The organism is Comamonas sp. JC664 (assembly GCF_042647185.1).
On sequence record NZ_JBHRUZ010000001.1, the window covers coordinates 1 to 20742 of the forward strand.

General features: G+C 63.0%; 17 protein-coding genes and 1 pseudogene. 14 read left to right on the forward strand and 4 right to left on the reverse strand.

Features of this window, described 5'->3' with window-relative positions:
- Window positions 1-664 precede the first annotated feature (664 nt).
- Together ACFODQ_RS00005 and ACFODQ_RS00010 are read left to right on the forward strand one after the other, a co-directional pair.
- Complete coding sequence (locus ACFODQ_RS00005; RefSeq protein ID WP_377014246.1) at window positions 665-1555, forward strand: hypothetical protein; 891 nt, start codon at window positions 665-667, stop codon at window positions 1553-1555.
- Window positions 1556-1885: 330 nt separating this feature from the next.
- Window positions 1886-4021, forward strand: coding sequence for a TonB-dependent receptor domain-containing protein (locus ACFODQ_RS00010; RefSeq protein ID WP_260719664.1), 2136 nt, complete (start codon window positions 1886-1888; stop codon window positions 4019-4021).
- 75 nt (window positions 4022-4096) lie between these two features.
- Here the strand turns inward: ACFODQ_RS00010 and ACFODQ_RS00015 are convergent, their stop codons facing one another.
- Window positions 4097-5314, reverse strand: coding sequence for an MFS transporter (locus ACFODQ_RS00015; protein ID WP_182341741.1), 1218 nt, complete (start codon window positions 5312-5314; stop codon window positions 4097-4099).
- 180 nt (window positions 5315-5494) lie between these two features.
- Between ACFODQ_RS00015 and ACFODQ_RS00020 the strand changes: the two genes are divergently transcribed.
- Together ACFODQ_RS00020 and ACFODQ_RS00025 are read left to right on the forward strand one after the other, a co-directional pair.
- The gene (locus ACFODQ_RS00020) at window positions 5495-6460 is read left to right on the forward strand and encodes a LysR family transcriptional regulator (RefSeq protein WP_260720273.1); all 966 of its coding nucleotides are present in this window, start codon (window positions 5495-5497) and stop codon (window positions 6458-6460) included.
- A 10-nt stretch (window positions 6461-6470) separates the two neighbouring features.
- Window positions 6471-7145, forward strand: a complete 675-nt coding sequence (locus ACFODQ_RS00025; RefSeq protein WP_182341746.1) for a phytanoyl-CoA dioxygenase family protein — start codon at window positions 6471-6473, stop codon at window positions 7143-7145.
- 54 nt (window positions 7146-7199) lie between these two features.
- Here the strand turns inward: ACFODQ_RS00025 and kdgR are convergent, their stop codons facing one another.
- Both kdgR and kduD read right to left on the reverse strand, forming a co-directional pair.
- Window positions 7200-8042, reverse strand: a complete 843-nt coding sequence (gene kdgR, locus ACFODQ_RS00030) for a DNA-binding transcriptional regulator KdgR (protein ID WP_116924033.1) — start codon at window positions 8040-8042, stop codon at window positions 7200-7202.
- A gap of 41 nt (window positions 8043-8083) precedes the next feature.
- The gene (kduD, locus tag ACFODQ_RS00035) at window positions 8084-8911 is read right to left on the reverse strand and encodes a 2-dehydro-3-deoxy-D-gluconate 5-dehydrogenase KduD (RefSeq protein ID WP_377014249.1); all 828 of its coding nucleotides are present in this window, start codon (window positions 8909-8911) and stop codon (window positions 8084-8086) included.
- Between the two features lie 255 nt (window positions 8912-9166).
- Here kduD and kdgT point away from each other — a divergent pair, with 255 nt between their 5' ends.
- From kdgT to ACFODQ_RS00065, 6 genes and pseudogenes are all read left to right on the forward strand, one after another.
- Window positions 9167-10198, forward strand: a complete 1032-nt coding sequence (gene kdgT / locus ACFODQ_RS00040; protein WP_116924035.1) for a 2-keto-3-deoxygluconate transporter — start codon at window positions 9167-9169, stop codon at window positions 10196-10198.
- A gap of 75 nt (window positions 10199-10273) precedes the next feature.
- The gene (locus ACFODQ_RS00045) at window positions 10274-11035 is read left to right on the forward strand and encodes an SDR family oxidoreductase (protein ID WP_021025908.1); all 762 of its coding nucleotides are present in this window, start codon (window positions 10274-10276) and stop codon (window positions 11033-11035) included.
- Window positions 11036-11132: 97 nt separating this feature from the next.
- Window positions 11133-11977, forward strand: a pseudogene (locus ACFODQ_RS00050) (ureidoglycolate lyase).
- A gap of 189 nt (window positions 11978-12166) precedes the next feature.
- Window positions 12167-12478, forward strand: a complete 312-nt coding sequence (locus ACFODQ_RS00055) for a hypothetical protein (protein WP_182341756.1) — start codon at window positions 12167-12169, stop codon at window positions 12476-12478.
- A gap of 158 nt (window positions 12479-12636) precedes the next feature.
- Complete coding sequence (locus ACFODQ_RS00060) at window positions 12637-13614, forward strand: P1 family peptidase (RefSeq protein WP_377014252.1); 978 nt, start codon at window positions 12637-12639, stop codon at window positions 13612-13614.
- 42 nt (window positions 13615-13656) lie between these two features.
- Complete coding sequence (locus ACFODQ_RS00065; RefSeq protein ID WP_377014254.1) at window positions 13657-15054, forward strand: TAXI family TRAP transporter solute-binding subunit; 1398 nt, start codon at window positions 13657-13659, stop codon at window positions 15052-15054.
- A gap of 493 nt (window positions 15055-15547) precedes the next feature.
- Here the strand turns inward: ACFODQ_RS00065 and ACFODQ_RS00070 are convergent, their stop codons facing one another.
- On the reverse strand, window positions 15548-16336 hold the full coding sequence (locus tag ACFODQ_RS00070) for a hypothetical protein (protein WP_377014256.1): 789 nt from the start codon (window positions 16334-16336) through the stop codon (window positions 15548-15550).
- A gap of 878 nt (window positions 16337-17214) precedes the next feature.
- On the opposite strand from ACFODQ_RS00070, the gene cydD reads away from it, so the two are divergent.
- From cydD to ACFODQ_RS00090, 4 genes are read left to right on the forward strand one after another with little or no spacing between them, the layout of a single operon-like run.
- Window positions 17215-18945: a thiol reductant ABC exporter subunit CydD gene (cydD, locus tag ACFODQ_RS00075; protein ID WP_260719678.1), complete on the forward strand. Its 1731-nt coding sequence runs from the start codon at window positions 17215-17217 to the stop codon at window positions 18943-18945.
- Window positions 18942-19412, forward strand: coding sequence for a hypothetical protein (locus ACFODQ_RS00080; RefSeq protein ID WP_377014259.1), 471 nt, complete (start codon window positions 18942-18944; stop codon window positions 19410-19412). The genes cydD and ACFODQ_RS00080 overlap by 4 nt, the downstream gene beginning before the upstream one ends.
- Window positions 19409-20464 carry an ATP-binding cassette domain-containing protein gene (locus ACFODQ_RS00085; RefSeq protein ID WP_377014261.1) on the forward strand — a complete coding sequence of 352 codons (1056 nt, stop codon included), beginning with the start codon at window positions 19409-19411 and terminating at the stop codon, window positions 20462-20464. The genes ACFODQ_RS00080 and ACFODQ_RS00085 overlap by 4 nt, the downstream gene beginning before the upstream one ends.
- Window positions 20413-20661 (forward strand): hypothetical protein, encoded by a 249-nt coding sequence (locus ACFODQ_RS00090; protein WP_377014263.1) that lies wholly within the window; start codon window positions 20413-20415, stop codon window positions 20659-20661. Before ACFODQ_RS00085 ends, ACFODQ_RS00090 begins: the two co-directional genes overlap by 52 nt.
- Window positions 20662-20742 lie beyond the last annotated feature (81 nt).

Genomic DNA, 20742 nt, shown 5'->3' on the forward strand with positions numbered 1-20742 from the left:
TAGAGCACACACTATCCCAGGCAGTCTGCTGTCTTCTCTTCTATGTCCACCGAATGCGCCCCACGTATTTGGCCTTAATGCTGTTCATTTAAGAGCACAACAGCCATCAAGGAACCAAACAGACAATGGACACATTTTGTCACCATCATTACAATAAGCAGACGAGTGACAACAAAGTTCAATACACGATCTCTGGGCACCTAGAAGCCTAGAATCTCGACCGCCAAGCGCGCCGCTTAGTCATACGGTTGCGCATCGCGTAGATATTCCAACAGAAAGTCATATTGTGAAGTTCCACGTTTCTTCAAACATGCCCGGGGGTAAGGGTATCCATGCAGCTGTGCTCCCCTCGGCAACCGGACTGTTCATTGCGTTTGCTGGGCTGTTGTCGTCATTCAACGTGCAGGCACAAGCGGCACTGCCCACGGTGTCATGCAGTTCGTCATCGGACGCTTTTAGCACTGGACATGACGCGTCAACCGGTGGCGCTTTGGCCCAAGGCGCCGCAGAGCCATCGTGGAAATTCGCGTTTGCAGGCAGGCCGGTCACCAACCCTTCGATCGCGTTGAGCGCAATACCTGAAGCCAGCTGGGGGCCCCTCACGGTCTATTGGACATCGCCCTGGAGCACGTCGCCCTACGCCAATGCCAATTGGGTTTCGCCAATGGGCTTTAGTGGTGCGGCCTCCCAACGCTGGGGCTATTACCGGTACCAGTTCAACCTGGACCCTGCGGTCAATCCGGCGGATCTGTCGGTGCAGTTGTCCTACCTGGTGGATGATGTCGCGACAGAGATCTATGTCAACGGCGTCGCCCAAAGCACTTACGCACCGGTCATCAGCCCGGGCTCGACATTTTCCACGCCACCCGTCTCGCGCACCTTGACGCAGGACTGGAAACCCGGCTTGAACGAAATCGTTTTTCAGGTTCTGGACTATGGCTGGGTGACCGGTTTGCTGGTGCAGGCTGAGCCCACGGCTGTGTGCAATCCCACGACGGTCGACATCACCAAAACCGCCAGTGCGAGCCAAGTCAACGTAGGCGGCACATTCAGCTACGATATTGTGCTGACCAACCAAGGCTCGCAAGATGCCACTGTTGCGCAACTGACAGACACCCCACCCGCTGATATCACCCTGAACGCATGGGCCTGCACGGCAGTCAATGGGGCGAGCTGCCCTGTCCCCAGCAGCGGCACCGGTCCTCTCAACCTCAGCAATCTGGCTTTGCCACCCGCCGCGACAGCAGGAGGGGCTGGCGGACAGCTGACGTTCACCCTCCAAGCCAGCGTTAACGCCAATGCAACGCCAGGCTCGCTGACGAACACGGTCCAAGCGACGCCATACGCCACAACCACACAGTGCTCTGCAGCGTCTGGGGGCGCGGCTGCCGCTCAATGCGCGGCATCGGCCAGCATCACCGTCGTCAAGCCTGTCACGCCCGAGCCGGCAGCGCCTACCCCTGTGCCCGCAGATGCTCCGTGGGCTTTGTTGGCCTTGGGCGGATTGCTGGCGGCCTTGGGAGCGCGCAAAGTGCGGTCTCAGGGTTCTGTGTAACGTCGGCACCTTCTTGCCCGTCACGCCCCTTCAGCAACGCTGTGGGGGCGTTTCCGTTTTTTTTCGCGAGCAGCAGCCCCGCAGATGAAGCACACGCTGCCTGTCCTCAATCTAACAGCACGTAAAGTCACAAACTGACACAAACAGGCAAACGCCAGCCACATGCATCGCAAATGATTCTGATTGCGAATTCATTTGCTCACCCAGCCAGCGTGATCGGCTCTGCGCCGCGTCCACGCCAGCCAGCTCCGCTCTGCATACCCTTGGCCCGCCCGGCAATGCCCGCGGCTGCGCCGCCTGCAGGCCGTCTTACCGCATCTGCTTGTTGTCATGTCCCATCCCGCTGCTTCATTCCCCCTTCTTCCCATTGCGCTGGCCGCAGGCCTGTGCCTGTCATCGGCCGCATTGGCGCAAAGCAACACGGAGCCCGGCACCACGCTGGACACGATCACCGTGACGGCGGCTGCGACGGCCACGGCCGTCAAGGATGCGCCGGCCAGCCTCACGGTGCTGACCGCAGAAGACATAGCGCGCGTGCCAGCCACGGATTTGAACGAGGTGCTGCGCCGCGTGCCGGGCCTCACGCAAGCCACCACGCCCGATGGCGGCACCAGCATCCAGATCCGTGGCCTGCCCCAGCAGTACACCCTGATCCTGGTGGATGGCGTGCGCGTGGGCAGCTCCAGCGAGACCTTTGACCGCTACTCCCGCAATGAACTCAACTGGATTGCGCCCGAGGCGATCGAGCGCATCGAAGTGGTGCGCGGCCCCATGTCCTCGCTCTACGGCTCGGACGCAATGGGTGGCGTGATCAACATCATCACCAAAAAAGGCGGCGACACATGGGGCGGCCAGGTCTCGGCCGGTGCCGAGATCAATCCCGAATCCATCCGTGGCAATGACTACAGCGGTGGATTCAACATCAGCGGCCCGCTGGGCCATGGCTTCAAGCTGCAGCTCAATGGCCAGCAAACCTACCGCCAGGCAGACAGTGGCCTGGAAGACGGCACCACGGCCTTCCGCTGGGGCGGCGGGCGTGAAGGCGCCAAGCGCCAGTCGCTTGGTGCGCGCCTCGATTGGGACATCAACGACAGCCACAAGCTGAGCCTGGATGTGCAGCGCGCCGAGTGGAAGACCCTGGGCGGCCCCTCGCCCTCCACCAGCAACCCCGGCGGCTTTGCAGCGGCTGCCACAACCCGTGGTCCATCGAACATGGAGCGCGAAAGCACCAGCCTGACCCACCAGGGCAAGTACAGCTTTGGCAGCTCCAAGCTCTCGCTCAGCCACAGCAAGTACAGCAACGAGACGACCGCCCCGCGCATTGAAAACGGCCAGTTGGTGCCCGTGCCCGGCGGCACTCCCACCCAGACCTACAGCACGCATTCGGTCTCGGAAGACCTGATCCTCGACGGCTCGGTGACCATGCCCTTCAAATGGGGCTTTGACCAGATGCTGACCGTGGGCGGGCAGTGGCAGCGCCAGGAGCTGGACAACCCGAACTCGGTGGGCTCAGTTGCCAATGAGGCGGGCGTGGTCGGCCTCAGCTTTAAGCAGGCCAAGTCGCAGGCGCTGTTTGTCGAAGACCAGATCTTTTTGCGCGACAACCTGACCTTGACACTGGGCTTGCGCGGTGACCGCCATGACGACTATGGCTCTCACGTGAGCCCGCGCGCCTACCTGGTCTACCACCCCAGCGCTGCCTGGACCTTGCGTGGCGGCTACTCCGAAGGTTTCCGCGCGCCCAACCTGCGCCAGTCGAACGAGAACTTTGTGAGCCAGTCGCAAGGCGCGGGCTGCGGCTTTGCCGGCTACACCGGCGGCGGTTGCAGCATCCGGGGCAACTCCGACCTCAAGCCCGAGACCTCGCAGAACTGGGAGTTTGGCGCCGCCTGGGAGCATGAAGGCTGGCAAGCGGGCCTGACCTTCTTCAACACCGATTTCAAGGACAAGATCGATTCGCAAGGCATTGGCTACTTGCCGGGCGGCAGCAACTACTGGGCCCAGTATGTGAACATCGACGCGGCCATCACACGCGGGCTCGAAGGCAACCTGCGCGTGCCGCTGAGCCGCAGCATCACCTGGAACAACAGCCTGACCCATATGCTCAAGGCCGAGAACAAGACCACCGGCGTGGCGCTGACCACCGTCTCCAAATGGAGCGGCTCCTCGGTGCTGGACTGGCAGGTCAATACTGCCCTGGGCCTAAGCCTGGGCGCCGAGCTGGTGGGCAAGCAAATGGGCCTGGCCCAGCGCCTGGCCGACAATTCCAACTTTGGCGAGCAGCGCATCCAGAACAGCTATGTGCTGTACGACCTGGCTGCCAACTACCGCATCAACCAGGCGCTGCGCATCAACGCTGGCGTGAAGAACCTGTTTGACCGCCATGCCAGCGGCAACCGCGATGTGGGCAACAATTTCTACCTGCCCGGCCGCCGTTTCTTTGCAACCTTGACGGCCAGCTTCTAAGCCGGTTCAGGTTCCAAAATCCAGGCGCTGAGGGTCACATCTCAGCGCCTTTTTCCATGCGTAGCGCTGTCAGGGCTAGGCCGTTGCAAAGCCATGGCGCTTGGCCATCAGCACCACTGCCAGGCTCAGCAGCATCAGCAGGACTACCGCTGGCGAGAAGGCCGCCACGCCCCACTGGGCCAGCAATACGCCACCGGCCATGCCGCCCCCGGCAATCGCCAGGTTCCAAGACGTCACCAGCATCGACTGCGCCACATCGGCGGCTGGCCCGGCGCTCTTGGCCAAGGCCGTTTGCAGCAGCGGCGGCAGCCCACCAAAGCCCAGGCCCCAGACGGCCACGGCCAGATAAACGGCCGCAGGCTGCTCCATCGCGAGCGCCAGCAACACGGCGCCGAGCAGAAACAGCCCCGTGCTCGCCAGCGTCAGCGCACGCAGATGGCGGTCAATCAGCAGGCCGGTGATCCAGATGCCCATCACCGACATCAGCCCAAACACCAGCAGCACCCGGTCGATCTGTGCGCCCAGGTTGGCAGGGGCCAGCAAAGGCGCGATATAGGTGTAGAGCAGGTTGTGCGCCAGCACATAGGCCAAGACCACCAGCAGCACCGGCCGCACCCCAGGCAGGCGGAACACTTGGCCCAGCCCAAAGGACTGGCCGGCGGGCTGGCCGGCAAAATCGGGCAGGCGCAGCTGCACCCAGGCCATCAGCAGCAGCGCCAGCACACTCATGCTGCCAAAGCACAGGCGCCAGCCCAGGTGCTGCCCCATCCAGGTGCCCAGTGGCAGTCCCAGCGACAGCGCCAGCGGCGCGCCCAGCATCGCCATCGCAATGGCGCGCCCGCTATGGTGTGGCGGCACCATGCGCGTGGCATAACCGGCCAGCAAGGCCCAGAGCAGACCTGCCGCCACCCCGGCAACAAAGCGGGCCAGCAAGGTGAGCGCGTAGCTGCCCGACACCGTGGTGATGCTGTTGGCCAGCACAAATCCTGCCAAGGCCGCCAGCAGCAAAGGCTTGCGGCGCATGCGCTGAGTGGCCGCCGTCAGCGGTATCGCCGCCACCAAGGAGCCGATCGCATACAGGCTGACCAGCTGCCCGGCCATCGCCTGCGACACCCCAAGCCCGGCACTGATCTGCGGCAGCAAACCGGCGGGCAAGGCCTCCGTCAGGATGGTGACAAAGCCCGCCAGTGCGAGCGCCAGCAGCGATGCGAGCGGCAGGCCGCCGCGCTGGGGTGGGCAGCTGGGTTCAAGATGGGGGGATGGATGGGAGGAAAGCGAAGAAGAATCTGCCATGGCACAACCGGAAAGTCCTGTACAAGCCCGCGCTGGCCAGCGGGCTGGCAGGCCTGGGGCGAATGAAAAACAATGAGCCGCCATGGTGCAAGGATTGCCTGTGCAAGACAATAATGCCGAGATTCAAAACATATCGGACAAATTGTCCGCAATCAACCAGCGACAGGAGCAACATCCACCATCGACGCATTGAGTGGTATCGCCGTCTTTGTGCAAGCGGCCGATGCACGCAGCTATTCGGCAGCCGGGCGCGTGCTGGGCGTTTCTGCATCGGCCGTGGGCAAAAGCATTTGCCGGCTGGAGACGCGCCTGGGCGTGCGGCTGTTCCACCGCAGCACCCGCAGCATGACGTTGACAGCCGAAGGCGCGCTGTTCCTGGAGCGCTGTCGCCGCATTCTGTGCGAGGTCGAGGCCGCAGAGCTGGAGCTGTCCGAGACCTGGCAGTCCCCGCGCGGGCGCTTGCGGGTGAGCCTGCCGCAGGTCGATGCGCTGGTCATGCCTGCGCTCACGGCTTTTATGCAGCGCTACCCGGCCATTACCCTGGACCTGGATTTCAGCGACCGGCTGGTCGATGTGATCGAGGAAGGTTTTGATGTGGTGATGCGCACTGGAGAGGCCGCCGATTCGCGGCTGGTGTCGCGGGTGCTGGGCAGCTTTGCGCTGCAGCTGGTGGCCGCCCCCAGCTATCTCGCAGCGCGTGGCACGCCCCAGCAGCCGGCCAACCTGGCCACCCATGCCTGCCTGCAGCACCGCTTTCCCAGCAGCGGCAAGTTGGAGCCCTGGCCGCTGCGCGCCGACGCCGGCGCTGCCGCCTGGAGCTTGCCCACGTCCATGGTCTGCACCACCACATCGGCGCTGATGGAAGCGGCCATTGCGGGCCTGGGCATTACCTGCCTGCCGGACTTTATGGTGCGCGCTGCCATCGCACGCGGCCAGCTGGTGACTGTGCTGGACGCACAGGTGGTCCATGAAGGCAGCTTTCGGCTGCTCTGGTCATCGAGCAAACAGCTGGCACCGAGGCTGCGGGTGTTTATCGACTGCATGGCCGCATCCCTGCCACTGCGCGCGCCCGGCACCCCAGGCCACACCCCGGCTCCACTGGCTATACTGCCTGCTGCCCCTTCCCCACCCGACCGCGCAGCTTGAAAGGCAGACCATGGACGCATGCGAACAGCTCCAGCACGACGGCTATGTGCTGCTGCGCCAGGCCATCCCAGTCGCCTGGTTGCCGGGTTTGCGCGAGGCCTTTGATGCGGGCATCACCAGCCACTGGCCCGTGCCCCGGGGCTGGGATTGGCGCCATGCACTGGTCGATGACAACCCCCAGATACTCGCCGTGTGCCAGCTGCCGCAGCTATTGGCCGCAGCGGGCGTGCTGATTGGCGAGCGCTTTTTTCTGTCGCAGGTTGAAGGGCGTGAGCCGATTGGCGGTGGCGGCTACCAGCGCCTGCACCGTGACTTGTCCAACCAACGGCCGGGCGACACTGTGGGCGCGCTGGCCTTTTTGGATGACTTTGGGCCGGACAACGGCGCCACCCGCTTGATCCCGGCCAGCCACCGCCCCAACGCAGAAGAAGCTGCGCGCAGCGAGCATGACGAATCGCAGGCGATTCAGATCGCCGGCCAGGCCGGCGATATTCTGGTGTTTGATGTCGACTTGCTGCATGCCGCCAGCCTCAACCCCAGCGGCGCGCACCGCCGCAGCCTGCTGATCAACTATGCCGCCGAAGGGCTGTACGATGCGCACCAGCAAACGGCTGCGCTGCGCCAGGTGCGCATGGATACCAGCGCGCGCTACGCGCCTGGCGATTTTGTGCTGGCATCTGCCTGATGCCAGCTTGATACCCGCTTGGTGCCCGGCTGAACCCAGGCAGCGCGAGCCGCGTTAAAGCGGCGCGTCGCCTGTGCTGATCGGCTCGCCTTCTGCATCTTTAGCCACAGCCGGCGCATGCCAGCCCATCTTTTGCGAGATCGCCGCACTGGCCGTTTTCAGCAGTGTGCGGTAGTAATGCGGCGTATCTGCGCCGCAGCGCATGACCGGGAAAGACACCGACAGCGCAGCAATCACATGGCCAAAGCGGTCAAACACCGGCACCGCAATGCAGCGCAGGCCGGGCTCGGCCTCCTCGTCGTCCTCGGCCACCTCCTGCGCACGCACGCGGGGCAGGATGTCCATCACGGCATCGACGGAGCTCAAGGTGCGGGGCGTGAACAGCTTGAGCGGCTGCGACGACAGCAGCGCCCGCGCCTGCTCGGCCGGCATGAAGGCCAGCAGCACCTTGCCAATGGCAGTGCTGTGCAAGGGCTTGCGCCGGCCAATGCGCGACTGCATGCGCAGCCCAAAATCCGATTCGATCTTGTGGATGTAGATGATCGCGTCCTCATCGAGCGCGCCCAGGTGGATGGTCTCGCGGGTCAGCGCCCCCAGGCGGCGCATCTCCTCATCGGCCTCGCGCACCAGGTCGGTGTTCTCCAGCGCCTTGCCGCCTAGCTCAAACAGCCGCAAGGTGGCGCGGTACAGCTCGGACTCGCCATCCTGCGCCACATAGCCCAGCGCCTTCAAGGTTTGCAGCAGCCGGTGCACGGAGGACTTGGACAGCGCCAGCTGCTGGGCCAGCGCGGTCACGCTGACATCGCGCTGGTTGCCCAGGCATTCCAGAATGGCAAAGGCTTTCTCCACCGCGGCGACGGTGTCGGTCTTGTCCAGGGCTGCGGGGCTCTCGCTCATCGGTCCGTCCTTCTGTGTTGGGCTGTGGTGGATGGCCTCGATTATCGGGCCAGCCAGCCGCCATCGACGGCCAAGGTATGGCCATGCACATAGTCGGCCGCGCTGGAGGCCAGAAAAACCGCCGCGCCACCCAGGTCTGCCGGCTGCCCCCAGCGCCCGGCGGGGATGCGCTGCAGGATCTCACCGGCGCGGCCTGCATCCTGGCGCAGCGCCTCGGTGTTGTTGGTCTCGATATAGCCGGGCGCGATCGCATTCACATTGATGCCCTTGCCGGCCCATTCATTGGCCATCAGCCGGGTCAAACCCAGCACACCGCTCTTGGCTGCTGTGTATGACGGCACACGCACCCCGCCCTGGAACGACAGCAGCGATGCAATGTGGATGATCTTGCCGCCCTGCCACTGCGCGCCTTGCTGCGCGGCACAGTCCAGCATATGGCGCGCCACAGCCTGCGACAGAAAGAACAGGCTTTTGAGGTTGGTGTTCATCACCGCATCCCAGTCCTCTTCCGTAAAGTCCAGCGCATCCGCACGGCGAATGATGCCGGCATTGTTCACCAGGATATCGACCTGCCCGCAGGCCGCCAGCACCTGGGCCAGCGCATCGTCTATGGCCGCCGTGTCAGACAGATCGGCCTGCACCGCGATAAAACGCCGGCCCAGCGCCTGCACCTGCGCTGCCGTCTGGCGGGCCTCACTGCGGTTGAGCGCCACGATATCGGCCCCCGCCTGCGCCAGCGCCACCGCAATGCCCGCACCGATGCCGGTATTGCAGCCAGTCACCAGCGCTACCCGCCCCTGCAGATCAAAAGGGTGGCGGGGGCTGGCGGGGGCAGCGACAGGCGCTGGGGCAAAGCATGAATCGGACATGGCTGGTGAATGCAATGGATACAAAAGCGGCCGCCAAAACGCGGGCTGACCGGGAGATATGGCAACCATTGGAACACATTCTTTTTTTTTCAGAATACTGTTCCGTAAATTTTTATGAATGGCAAAAGACAAAGGGTTTACCAGCTATTTTTTGAATTTTAATTTATGGAACACTGTCCCGGTTGCCACGATAGTCATCGGACAACACCTCTACAAGCGATAACAAATTCACCACCAAAGTGTGAGGAGCGAGACATGGAAATCCAGAAAACCATTGAGCGTGTGCCCGGCGGGCTCATGCTGATTCCCCTGCTGCTGGGCGCCTGCGTGCACACCTTTGCAGCAGATGCCGGCAAGTACTTTGGCTCGTTCACCAACGGGCTGATGACCGGCACCGTGCCGATCCTCGCGGTCTGGTTCTTTTGCATGGGGGCGACGATCAACCTCAAGGCCACCGGCGTGGTGCTGAAAAAATCCGGCACCTTGGTGCTCACCAAGATCCTGGTCGCCTGGGTGGTGGCGATGGTGGCCACGCGCTTTTTACCGGCCGGCGGCATCCAGACGGGGCTGTTCACCGGCCTCTCGGTGCTCGCGCTGGTCACCGCGATGGACATGACCAATGGGGGGCTGTATGCCGCGCTGATGCAGCAATACGGCACGCAAGAGGAGGCTGGCGCGTTTGTGCTCACCTCCATCGAGTCCGGCCCGCTGGTCAGCATGCTTATTCTGGGCGCCACCGGCGTGGCGGTGTTTGAGCCGCGCTTGTTTGCCGGCGCGGTGCTGCCGTTTTTGATCGGCTTTGCGCTGGGCAACCTGGATGCGAACCTGCGCGAGTTCTTTGGCCGCTGCGTGCATCCGCTGATTCCGTTCTTCGGCTTTGCGCTGGGCTGCTCGATTGACCTGGGCGTTATCGCCAAGAGCGGCTTTACCGGTGTGTTTGTCGGCGTGGCCGTCATCATCGTCACCGGCATCCCGCTGATCCTGGCGGATAAGTACATTGGCGGCGGCAATGGCACTGCGGGGCTGGCCGCCTCGTCCACCGCTGGTGCAGCTGTTGCCAACCCGCAAATCATCGGCACCATGGTGCCCGAGCTCAAGTCCATGGCCGATTCGGCCACCGCCATCACCGCCACCGCCTGCCTGCTGACCGCCATTCTGGTGCCGATCCTCACGGCCATGTGGGCGCGCAAGTATGGACGCCGCCCGCAGGCATCGGTGGCAGCACCCACCCCGCCAACCAGCGCCGCTGGCAGCCCGCCCAAGCTGGCGCAGGACGGGCACTTCTAAGCGCACTCCGCTTTACCCCCTCGCCTGGCGCGCTAGTCCATAGCGCGTCCAGGCATCTTTCACAGGACTGACTCCATGACCCATTCTTCCGTCTCCACCGGCCGCCTGGCAGGCAAGGTGGCACTGGTGACCGCAGCGGCGCAAGGCATTGGCCGCGCCAGCGCCGAGCGCCTGGCAGCCGAAGGTGCGCGCGTGATTGCCACCGACTTGCATATCGGCCCGCTGGCAGGCTCGGGCCTCGATGCGCGCCAGCTCGATGTGCGCGACAGCGCCCAGATCCAGACACTGGCCGAAGTGCTCGGCCCCATCGACATCCTCTTTAACTGCGCAGGCTTTGTGCATGCCGGCAGCGTGCTCGAATGCAGCGAGGAGGACTGGGACTTTGCCTTTGACCTGAATGTCAAAGCCATGTACCGCAGCATCCGCGCCTTTTTGCCGGGCATGCTGCAGCGCGGCCGGGGCAGCATCATCAATATGTCCTCGGCCGCCTCCAGCATCAAGGGCGTGCCCAACCGCTTTGCCTACAGTGCGTCGAAGGCAGCCGTCATCGGCATGACGAAGTCCATCGCCGCCGATTACTGCACCCGGGGCGTGCGCTGCAATGCCATCTGCCCGGGCACCGTCGATTCGCCATCGCTTGGCCAGCGCATCGCCACCCAGGCAGCGCACGATGGCCTGTCGGTTGACGCGGTGCGCGCCGCCTTTGTGGCCCGCCAGCCCATGGGCCGCGTCGGCAAGCCCGAGGAGATTGCCGCGCTGGTGGCCTATCTGGCCTCGGACGAGGCGGCCTTTACCACCGGCCAGGCCCATGTGATTGATGGCGGCTGGTCCAACTAAAACCCGCCAGCCCCCACTTTTACCGCTGCGCGACAGCAGCCCTAGCTGCAGGCACCTAGACTGGCGCCTGCATGCAATTTGATCCATTGGAGATGACATGAAACTACTGCGTTACGGCCCGGTGGGCCAGGAAAAGCCCGGCCTGCTCGACAGCAGCAACACCTTGCGCGACCTATCGGGGGTGCTCAGCGATATCGAAGGCCAGCACCTGGGCGATGCCGCGCTGGCCCGCCTGCGCGCGATCGACCCGGCCACGCTGCCAGCAGTGCCTGGCCAGCCGCGCGTCGGCCCTTGCGTGGCAAGGTGGGCAAGTTCATCTGCATCGGCCTCAACTACGCCGACCATGCCGCTGAATCGGGAGCCGCCATCCCGACCGAACCCGTGATCTTCAACAAATGGACCAGTGCCATCTGCGGCCCCAACGATGCTGTCGAAATCCCCCGTGGATCCAGCAAGACCGACTGGGAAGTCGAGCTGGGCGTGGTCATCGGCAAGGCCGCCAAGTACATCACCGAAGCGCAGGCACTGGAGCATGTGGCCGGCTACTGCGTGGTCAACGATGTGTCCGAGCGCGAATGGCAGATCGAGCGCGGCGGCACCTGGGACAAGGGCAAGGGCTTTGACACCTTTGGCCCCATCGGCCCCTGGCTGGTGACGCGCGATGAAGTGCCGGACCCGCAAAACCTGTCGATGTGGTTGGATGTGGATGGCAAGCGTTTTCAGAACGGCAACACCAAGACGATGATCTTCAGCGTCGCGCAGATCGTCGCCTACGTCAGCCAGTGCATGAGCCTGCAGCCGGGCGACATCATCTCGACCGGCACGCCTCCCGGCGTGGGCCTGGGCATCAAGCCAAACCCTGTCTACCTGAAAGCTGGCCAGACGATGCGCCTGGGTATTGAAGGCTTGGGAGAGCAGCAGCAAACCACCGTCAACGCCTGATGACGCGCAGCACCCGGCGCCAGCGCGGCAACGGGTGCTTACAGATGGAAAAATCGTAGCTGCCATCGCCATAGATTTACACCATCAAAACAGCCACTAGAGCTGATGTACAAAGCAACCATTGCTCATCTTTTGATACAGAATTTTCCGCTAAGCTGCCAGCATCCACCACAACTCCACCCCCCTGCCATGAACCGTTTGTTGACCCCTTTGCTCACTGCGCTGGCACTGTCCTGCCTGGCCGATGCCAGCTGGGCCCACGGTGGCGGCCACCGCCACCACCACCGCAAGGAACACAAGGAGCAGTTCTGGGACGGCAACTGCAAGGTGGAGCGCAAGTGGAAGCGCAATGGCGAATACAAGGAAAAGCGCCGCTGCCATGACCGCCCAGCCGCCTACTACGCACCCGCGCCGCAGCCCGTCTATGCCGCCCCGGTGCTGGTGGCGCCCCGCCCGCCCGAGGCCATTGTCATCAGCCCGCAGATCGTCATCCGCCCCTGATCGGCTTGCGCTCGCACTCCTGCCCATCCCTCTTTGCGGGCTGTCAGACACCTGTTTGACAGCCCGCTGTCTTTGCCTCCACAGCCACAAGCCCAGTTGGCCCACAATCGGGCCATGTCTTCCTCCCCCTCTCTATCGCTTCGGCCGGCTCCATCACCATGGTGCAAGGCATCGAAGTGGGCCATTTCACCGACACACGACGCCCCACCGGCTGCACGGCCATCCTGGCCAAGGCCGGGGCGGTGGGCGGCGTCGATGTGCGCGGCGCCGCACCCGGCACGCGCGAAACCGACCTGCTCCACCCCACCAACCTGGTCGAGCGCGTACACGCCATCATGCTGGCGGGCGGCAGCGCCTGGGGCCTGGATGCCGCCAGCGGCGCCATGCGCTGGCTGGAAGAGCAAGGCGTAGGCCTCGATATCTCCGTGGGCCGCATTCCGCTGGTGCCTGCGGCCGTGCTGTTTGACGTGCTGGTGGGCGATATGCGCATCCGCCCTGATGCCCAGGCCGGCTATGCCGCCTGCCAGGCCGCCAGCAGCGCCATGCCCGCGCAAGGCAATGTGGGCGCGGGGGCCGGCGCAGCCGTAGGCAAGATCTTTGGCATCCAGCGGGCGATGAAAGGCGGCATCGGCACGGCCTCCGTCACCGTCGATGGCGTCACCGTGGGCGCCATCATTGCCTGCAATGCACTGGGCGATGTACTGCACCCGGACACCGCCCAGGTGGTGGCTGGCGCACGCACCCGCGATGGTCTGGGCCTCATCGACACGCGCCGCGCGCTGCTGCGCGGCGAGCCGCCCCAGCCCCTGCTGGCGGGCACCAACACCACCATCGGCGTGATCGCCACCGATGCCGTCATCACCAAGGCGCAGGCCAGCCGCCTGGCCACCGTGGGCCACGATGGCCTGGCGCGCGCCATCAACCCGGTGCACACCATGTCCGACGGCGACACCTTGTTCTGCCTGGGTACTGGCGCCGCCGGGCGCAGCCTGGGGATGATGGTGCTGGCCACGATGGCCGCCGAAGCGGTCGCCCAGGCCACCTTGCAGGCGGTGCTGCATGCCAATCGTTTACAAATCGATGCCGGAGAAAACCACAAGGCCTTGCACCTGCCCTGCGCCGCTGATTTACAGTAGGCGCCATTCCAACTGCGCTGCGCAGGCAGCCCGCCACACACCATGGGTGACCGCTCCACGTCGATGCGCCAAAAAGCCTACGGGCTGCGCCAAACCCTGATCACCCTGGTGCTCAATATCCGCGATGCGCTGGTCTCCGGCGGCCCGCTGGTCATCCTGGCCGTGGCCTTGATCGTGGGGGCCTACTGGTGGCTCAAGCCCAACCCGCCCTCGCAGGTCAAGCTGGCCACCGGCCCGGCCCAAAGCGCTTACGCCAGCTTTGGCGAGCAGTACCGCACGCCCCTGGCCAGGAACAAGATCCGGGTAGACCTCGTCGGCAGCGAAGGCTCCTTCGACAACCTGCAGCTGCTGCGCGAGGGCAAGGTCGATCTGGCCTTTGTGCAAGGCGGCACCGCCGAGCTGACCGAGGACGACCTCGATAGCCTCACCTCGCTGGGCGCGCTGTTTGTCGAGCCCGTCTGGCTGTTCTACCGCAGCGATGCTGCGCAGCGCCTGACCAAACGCGCCCACTTGAGCAATCTGACGCAACTGGCGGGTTGGCGTGTCAATGTCGGCACCGCCGGCAGCGGCGTGCCCAATCTGTTCAACCAATTGCTGGAGGCCAACCGCCTGAATCTGGCCCAGCTGCGTGTGTCGCACCTGGCTGAGACGCCTGCGACCGTCGCGTTTCTGGATGGCAAGATCGATGCGATGGTGCTGGTCTCCGCGCCGGAATCGCCCATGGTGCAGATGCTGCTGAAGACCCCCGGCGTGCAGCTGATGGATTTTCCGCAAAACGAGGCCTATGGCCGCAAGTTCAGGTTCCTCAGCCCCGTCACCCTACCGCGCGGCATTGTCGACCTTGCCGCCAATGTGCCGCCGCAAAACGTGCACCTGCTGGCCTCCACCACCTCGCTGCTGGCCCGCGATGACACCCACCCCGCCATCAAGCAGCTGTTCGCCCAGGCCTCGCAAGGCATCCACAGCCAGGCGGGTTGGTTCAACCGCGCACGCGACTTTCCCAACACCCGCAGCAGCGAACTGGCCGTCTCCCCCGAAGGCGTGCGCGCCATCAACGAACCCGCCCCCCTGCTGCAGCGCTACCTGCCCTTCTGGCTCGCCAACCTGGTCGAGCGCATGTGGCTGGTGCTGGGTGTTTTGCTGGCCTTCATGCTGCCGCTGTCACGGGTCGTGCCCCCCCTCTACCAGTTCCGCGTGCGCTCCCGCGTCTTCAAGTGGTACGGCCAGCTGCGTGCCATCGAGCACGAGATGGAGCAACCCAACCCCGACCGCGCGAGCATCCAGGCCGAATTGCTGGAGCTGAGCCGCAAGGTCGAGAAGATCACCGTGCCGCTGTCGTATGCGGATGAGTTGTATGCGCTGCGCAGCCATATTCATTGGGTGTTGCAGAAGTTGGAGCAGCAGGGGGCAGGAACTGACGCCGGGATTCAGGCTGAATGATGCAGAGCGGCAACCAGATGAATCTGGATTGCCGCATGCGTCCGTTACTTCACAGTGATACCGCAACAGGTGCCAGTCCTTGAACAGGAAGGTGCCATTATCACGAGTACTTCGTTATACACGTACCCTAGGGGTTCTGCTGCATCCTGCTGCCCCTCACCTGAATTCAAAACTACCCTAATCTCATCGGTATTCAAGGCCGTTATGATCTTTGCGATATTTTGCATTCTGCCGCGAGATAGTTGCTCCAACATTTTATTTCCCGCTGGATACATGGACACAATGTCAACTTCATCATTGGGCCTTATATCTCTTTGATGTAAAAACCATCTAGCAAGCGCCACTGCCTCACTTTTACCAAGGCTTGAATCATTCGCATGAAATTTCACCTCATGCTGCAACCCAATCAGTGAGCAAGCAGAAACTGATGATACTCCAAACAGGAGCAGCAGTGAAACGGCAGCTCTTTTGGGCCAACTGCATGGATTTAGCATCAATAGCGCTCCTTTCTTGGGTTAGTGCCAATAATATAAGCAGCAAGGCTATCCGCATTAAAACGGATACCAGGATCCTCTACATACTTAATAGATCTAAAGGTACTATAAAAATTATCATTGGAACCAAACACGTCTTTGAAATGGGTGACTTCATGCACGAGAGTCAAAAGCTGACTATCTCCATCTCCGATCTCTCCATTATATGGGTTTCTTTTATCTCTGCTCAGACCACAAAATTTTGGCGCGATCATAATTCTCTTGTTAGTGATATCCACTGGGCAAACCGATGCTGCGGCCTCAGGATCAACTACCGACCCGCGGCACGAACCTAGATTTATATTCTCCTCGGAATACTGAACGAAATCTTTCGCCCTTAGCGCTCGTAAGCTCACAATGGTTGCAGCAATACCCTTTAGCAAAAAATCTCTGAGCTCATCGCTTGAAGAATTAAACCAAATCCATGTACGCTTTTTTGCCGCAGCATCCCAGTGTTGAAGTTCTGCCTGCCTTTGCTCCGCCAAGGCAATTGCATCTTGGCAAAGAGCCATCACCAGCACTGAAAATTCTGCTTCACTCAGCTGTTCACACATTAATCCAGCAGAAATATCAGAATTTGCTATCTTGTGAGCTAACGGCGTCGGAAAATATAGGTCCCCCACTGCACCATCAGAGCCCTGACTAGGAGATTGATGAACGCCATTGTGGAAGAATTTATTACTGAACGGCCCATCGTGGTTATTACTATGCTCACGCACGCCGAGTGGACCTGGAATGTTAAAATACACCAATTTCTTATCCTCTCAAAATGAAGCAGCTGAGATTTTTTGCAAACCTTGGCATCGAGCAAATCTACACCAAAGCCAGCAAACTCTAAAAGTCTAATTCATTCATAAATTCCGACAATTCGAGATAATCATTAGTCTGCTAAATATTTCTATCCAAATAATCTGTTTGACAACAAATTGCAAGAATTTGGACAGCGTCGGATATCCGCTAAAGAGACGAGCACCCATCTGTATCCAATCTCGCGGCGAGAGAACCTTGAAATTGCGCTTGGTATTACGGCAAGACGCACCTCATTGAGCTACTTGACTTCTACTTGCTCTGCCACACAAACCGCCTGCCTATCTAGAACTAGCAACTCTCAAAGCTTGGAATCCATCTCCCACTTGGTTTCCAAACGCAACGGTCACTGTCATCTGGAGCCATCCTCACTCAATCCTGAGCGGGCAGACTTCACGCTGCGCGCACCCAGACCTGTCTCCCTGGTTTTGTCGGTTAGCGACGATTCCAGTCGCCCCCCAACAACGCCCCATCTCTCCCAGCCCATCCCCTAGGGAGAACCCGCGCTGTTCTTGACTTACAGCAAGCTCTGTTCACACTCTAGGCAACACAATCGGCTCAAGCTCTTGGCAAAGCGGGCCCGAAACACCGTGCTGCAGCCAGGACTGAAGGCTCTTTAGACTGCAGCAATTTCTGCTTCATCTAGTTTTTTAGAGCCTTTAGCGCTCTTAATTTCGTAGCAATCTGCGCCGTTGCGCTGACAGACAAGTGCCACACCTTCATCGAAGGCAGTTCGTATCAGCTATTCGATAAATTGAATTAATGAGCATCTTGGATATACAATAGTTTCAAGAATTTCTGAAAACTAAAAACTTACCCCATGCCATCCAACCGCGCCACCTCCTCCGCCATCAGCCCTGCTGTGGCAACGCGCCCCTCTGCGAAGGGCGCGTGGTGGCAGGTGCTGGCAGCCTTGCTGTGGTTGCCGCAGGCGGCAGTGATTGCCTGGGGAATTGAGGCGATCCACCAGCAAGCGGCTTGGTCGACATTGGCCAAGGCTTGCGCCCTGTTCCTGGCCTTGGGCTTGCTGCGGGCCCTGGTCGATGGCTATGGCCTGCGCCGCGCTTTTGCCGCAGCGCGCGCCCACACGCAGCAGCTGCGGCTGCAGGCCTTGCAGGCATTGGCGCTGCACTCGCCCCTGCACCCGCATCGCCCATCGGCCGGGCTGGCGGCCAGTGTGCTCAGCGAGCAGGCCGACCACATCACGCCCTACTGGGCTCGCTACACGACAGCGCGCACCAAGGTCATGGTGGTGCCGCTGGTCATCCTCGTCTGTGTGTTCAGCCTGTCCTGGGTGGCGGGCCTGGTGCTGCTGGTGGCTGCGCCCTTGATCCCCATCTTTATGGCGCTGGTGGGCTGGCGGGCCGAGGCGGCCAGCAAAAAACATTTGCAGGATGTCGGCAACCTGAACCAGTTTTTGCTCGATCGCCTGCAGGGCCTGGCCAGTATTCGCGGTCTGGGTGCGGTCGGGCAAGTTGCGCAACAGCTGGCCGGTGCGGCAGAGCAGCTGCGCGCCAACACCATGGCCGTGCTCAAGATTGCATTTCTGTCCTCTGCAGTGCTGGAGCTTTTCTCCGCGCTGGGCGTGGCCCTGGTCGCTGTGTATGTCGGGTTCCATCTGCTGGGCCAGATCCCGTTTGGCAGCTGGGGCGGTACCTTGGGCTTGGCGCAGGCCATGTTTGTGCTGCTGCTGGCCCCGGCATTTTTTGAGCCGCTGCGCGAGCTATCGGCCGTGTGGCATGACAAGGCCTCAGGTGTGGCGGCCGAGCAGGCACTGCAAGCGCTGCAGCAGCCTGGCCCGCAGATGGTGGGTGGTGGCGATAGCGACCAGGACCGCGCGGCCAGCGCCAACACCGCAGCGGCTGCCGCGCTGACGATCCGAGACCTCAGCTTTCAATACAGTGCCGACAGCCCCTTGGTGGTCAAGGCCTTCAGCGCCGAGATTGCCGCTGGCGAGCGCGTTGCGCTGTGGGGCGAAAGCGGCAGCGGCAAATCCACGGTGATGGCGCTGATCGCGGGCCTGGCAGCGCCCAGCGCAGGCAGCATCCACATCGATGGACGACCCATGGATGCAGCCCACGCCGCCGGCCTGCGCAGCGGCATGGCCTGGGTGGCGCAAAAGCCCCATGTGCTGGCCGCCAGCCTGGTGGACAACATTCGCCTGGGCCGAGATATCGACGAGGCCGCACTGCAGCAAGCGGTGCAGAGCGCGGCCCTGGGCCCCGTGTTGGCCTTGCGCGGCAATGCCGTGGTGGGCGACGGGGGCCTGGGCCTGTCGGGTGGCGAGGCCTTGCGCCTGACCCTGGCACGCGCAGCCGCCACGCCTGGCTGCCGCCTGGTGCTGGCCGATGAGCCCACGGCCCATCTGGATGCCGAGACCGCCCAGTTTGTGCGCCAGGGCCTGCTGGCCTTGGCAGCGCGCGGCGCGACCTTGGTGGTGGCCACCCATGATCCGCTTCTGGCCGCCTGCATGGACCGGGTGCTGTCGCTCGATTGCAGCCAGCCGCCCATTGCCGCTGGCCTGCCCGCCGCCATGAGGAGCATCGCATGAAGGCCTGGAACGCGCTGCGCACCATCGTCCAGCTGTTTGCGCAATCGCCCTACCGCCGGCGCATGCTGCTGGGCAGTCTGCTCGCTGCGATCACCGTGTGCGCCGGCATGGCGCTGCTGGGCTTGTCGGGCTGGTTCCTCACCGCGGCCTATGTGGCGGGTCTTTCTACCGCCACGGCCGTGGTGTTTGATGTGTTTGCGCCCGGCGCGGGCGTGCGCTTTTTCTCGATGCTGCGCACCGGCGCGCGCTACAGCGACCGGGTCGTCACCCACGATGCAACGTTGCGCGTGCTGGCCGCCCTGCGGGTGCAGCTGTTCTCGCGCTTGGCCGCCGCAGATACCGCATTGGCTCTGCGCCAGCGCCCTGCCCGCCTGCTGCACCGCCTCACCGCCGACATCGATGCGCTGGATGCCGTCTACCTGCGCCTGCTCACCCCGCCGTATCGCTGCTCATCAGCGCCTGCGTGACTGCATTGGCTTTAACGATCTTCTTGAACTGGCAAAGCGGCCTGCTGGTGGGCGCCATGGTGCTGGCCGGTGGCCTGGCCTGCGTGGCCTGGTGTGTGCGCCAGGGCTTTATGACCGCGCTGCGCCGCAGTTTTGCCGGCGAGCAACTGCGGGCCCAGGTGATTGATGCGGTGGGCGCGCAGACCGAGCTGGTGATGGCTGGCAGCCTGCAGCGCCAGATGGCCCGCATTGCTGCGGCAGAGCGCCAGCAGTGGGCTGCCGATATCCGCCTCAACCGGCTGGAATCGCAGCTGGCCGTTGCGATGGCGATGCTGGGCCACTGCGCCACCGCTGCTGCGCTGCTTTGCGCGGCCTGGCTGGCGCAGAAGGGCGAGATTGGGGCACCCATTGCCGCGCTGGCCACCTTGCTGCTGCTCGCGGCGCTGGAGCCCCTCGTCCACATCCGCCGTGGTGCGATGGAGGCGGGCCGCACCTTGCTCGCTGCGCGCCGTATTGCCCCGCTGCTCGATACGCCGGCCCACACCGCCGCCACAGACAACCGCGCACCGGCAGCCGGCCTGGCCGTCGACATGCAGGCCGTGGGCCTGCAACACCCGGGCAGCGCCCGCGCCTTGCTGCAGCAGATCGATCTGCAAGTGGCCGATGGCGAATGGCTGGTGCTGGCAGGGCCCAGCGGCGCGGGCAAATCCAGTTTGATGGCGCTGATCGCCGGCGACCTGGCACCCAGTGCCGGCCAGGTGCTGCGCAAGCCATGCGCCAGCCTGCCCCAGCGCACGGAGCTGTTCCAGGCCAGCGTGGCCGCCAACCTGCGCCTGGGCCGGCCTGACGCCAGCGATGCCGAGCTGTGGGCCGCACTGCAAACGGCAGGCCTGGCCGATGTCATCGGCGCCCTGCCGGGGCAACTGAACACGCCCCTGGGCAGCCAGGGCGCGGGCCTGTCGGGGGGCGAATCGCGCCGCCTGGCGCTGGCCGCCTGCTGCTGCACCCAGCGCCCTTGGGCTTGCTGGACGAACCCACCGAAGGCCTGGACCGCCAGACCGCCGCCCAGGTGATGCATGCGATTGCGCAATGGCATGCAAAGCGGGCCGCCAGCGGCCAGGGCGCCATCGTGATGGCCAGCCATTTGCAGCGCGAGGCGCGCCACGCCGACCGCATTGTCTGGATCGCCCCCTTGCAAGAAAGCATGGCACAAGCGCGCAAGGGCACGGCGGAGTTTGAAGCGCTGTTGCAGCGATTGCGGCCTGGCTAGCCCGGTTCACGCAACACAGGTATTCGTCAGTTTGGAACCCACGTAGTTTTTCTACCAGATCGAGCACTTACAACACGGAAG

Excerpts from the sequence above, each read along its gene's own strand:
- ACFODQ_RS00005 (WP_377014246.1), top strand. The coding sequence starts at position 665 with ATGGGCTTTAGTGGTGCGGCCTCCCAACGCTGGGGCTATTACCGGTAC.
- ACFODQ_RS00025 (WP_182341746.1), top strand. The coding sequence starts at position 6,471 with ATGGACGCATGCGAACAGCTCCAGCACGACGGCTATGTGCTGCTGCGC.
- ACFODQ_RS00065 (WP_377014254.1), top strand. The coding sequence starts at position 13,657 with ATGGGTGACCGCTCCACGTCGATGCGCCAAAAAGCCTACGGGCTGCGC.
- ACFODQ_RS00010 (WP_260719664.1), top strand. The coding sequence starts at position 1,886 with ATGTCCCATCCCGCTGCTTCATTCCCCCTTCTTCCCATTGCGCTGGCC.
- ACFODQ_RS00045 (WP_021025908.1), top strand. The coding sequence starts at position 10,274 with ATGACCCATTCTTCCGTCTCCACCGGCCGCCTGGCAGGCAAGGTGGCA.
- ACFODQ_RS00015 (WP_182341741.1), bottom strand. The coding sequence starts at position 5,314 with ATGGCAGATTCTTCTTCGCTTTCCTCCCATCCATCCCCCCATCTTGAA.
- ACFODQ_RS00055 (WP_182341756.1), top strand. The coding sequence starts at position 12,167 with ATGAACCGTTTGTTGACCCCTTTGCTCACTGCGCTGGCACTGTCCTGC.
- ACFODQ_RS00080 (WP_377014259.1), top strand. The coding sequence starts at position 18,942 with ATGAAGGCCTGGAACGCGCTGCGCACCATCGTCCAGCTGTTTGCGCAA.
- kduD (WP_377014249.1), bottom strand. The coding sequence starts at position 8,911 with ATGTCCGATTCATGCTTTGCCCCAGCGCCTGTCGCTGCCCCCGCCAGC.
- kdgR (WP_116924033.1), bottom strand. The coding sequence starts at position 8,042 with ATGAGCGAGAGCCCCGCAGCCCTGGACAAGACCGACACCGTCGCCGCG.
- ACFODQ_RS00060 (WP_377014252.1), top strand. The coding sequence starts at position 12,637 with ATGGTGCAAGGCATCGAAGTGGGCCATTTCACCGACACACGACGCCCC.
- cydD (WP_260719678.1), top strand. The coding sequence starts at position 17,215 with ATGCCATCCAACCGCGCCACCTCCTCCGCCATCAGCCCTGCTGTGGCA.
- kdgT (WP_116924035.1), top strand. The coding sequence starts at position 9,167 with ATGGAAATCCAGAAAACCATTGAGCGTGTGCCCGGCGGGCTCATGCTG.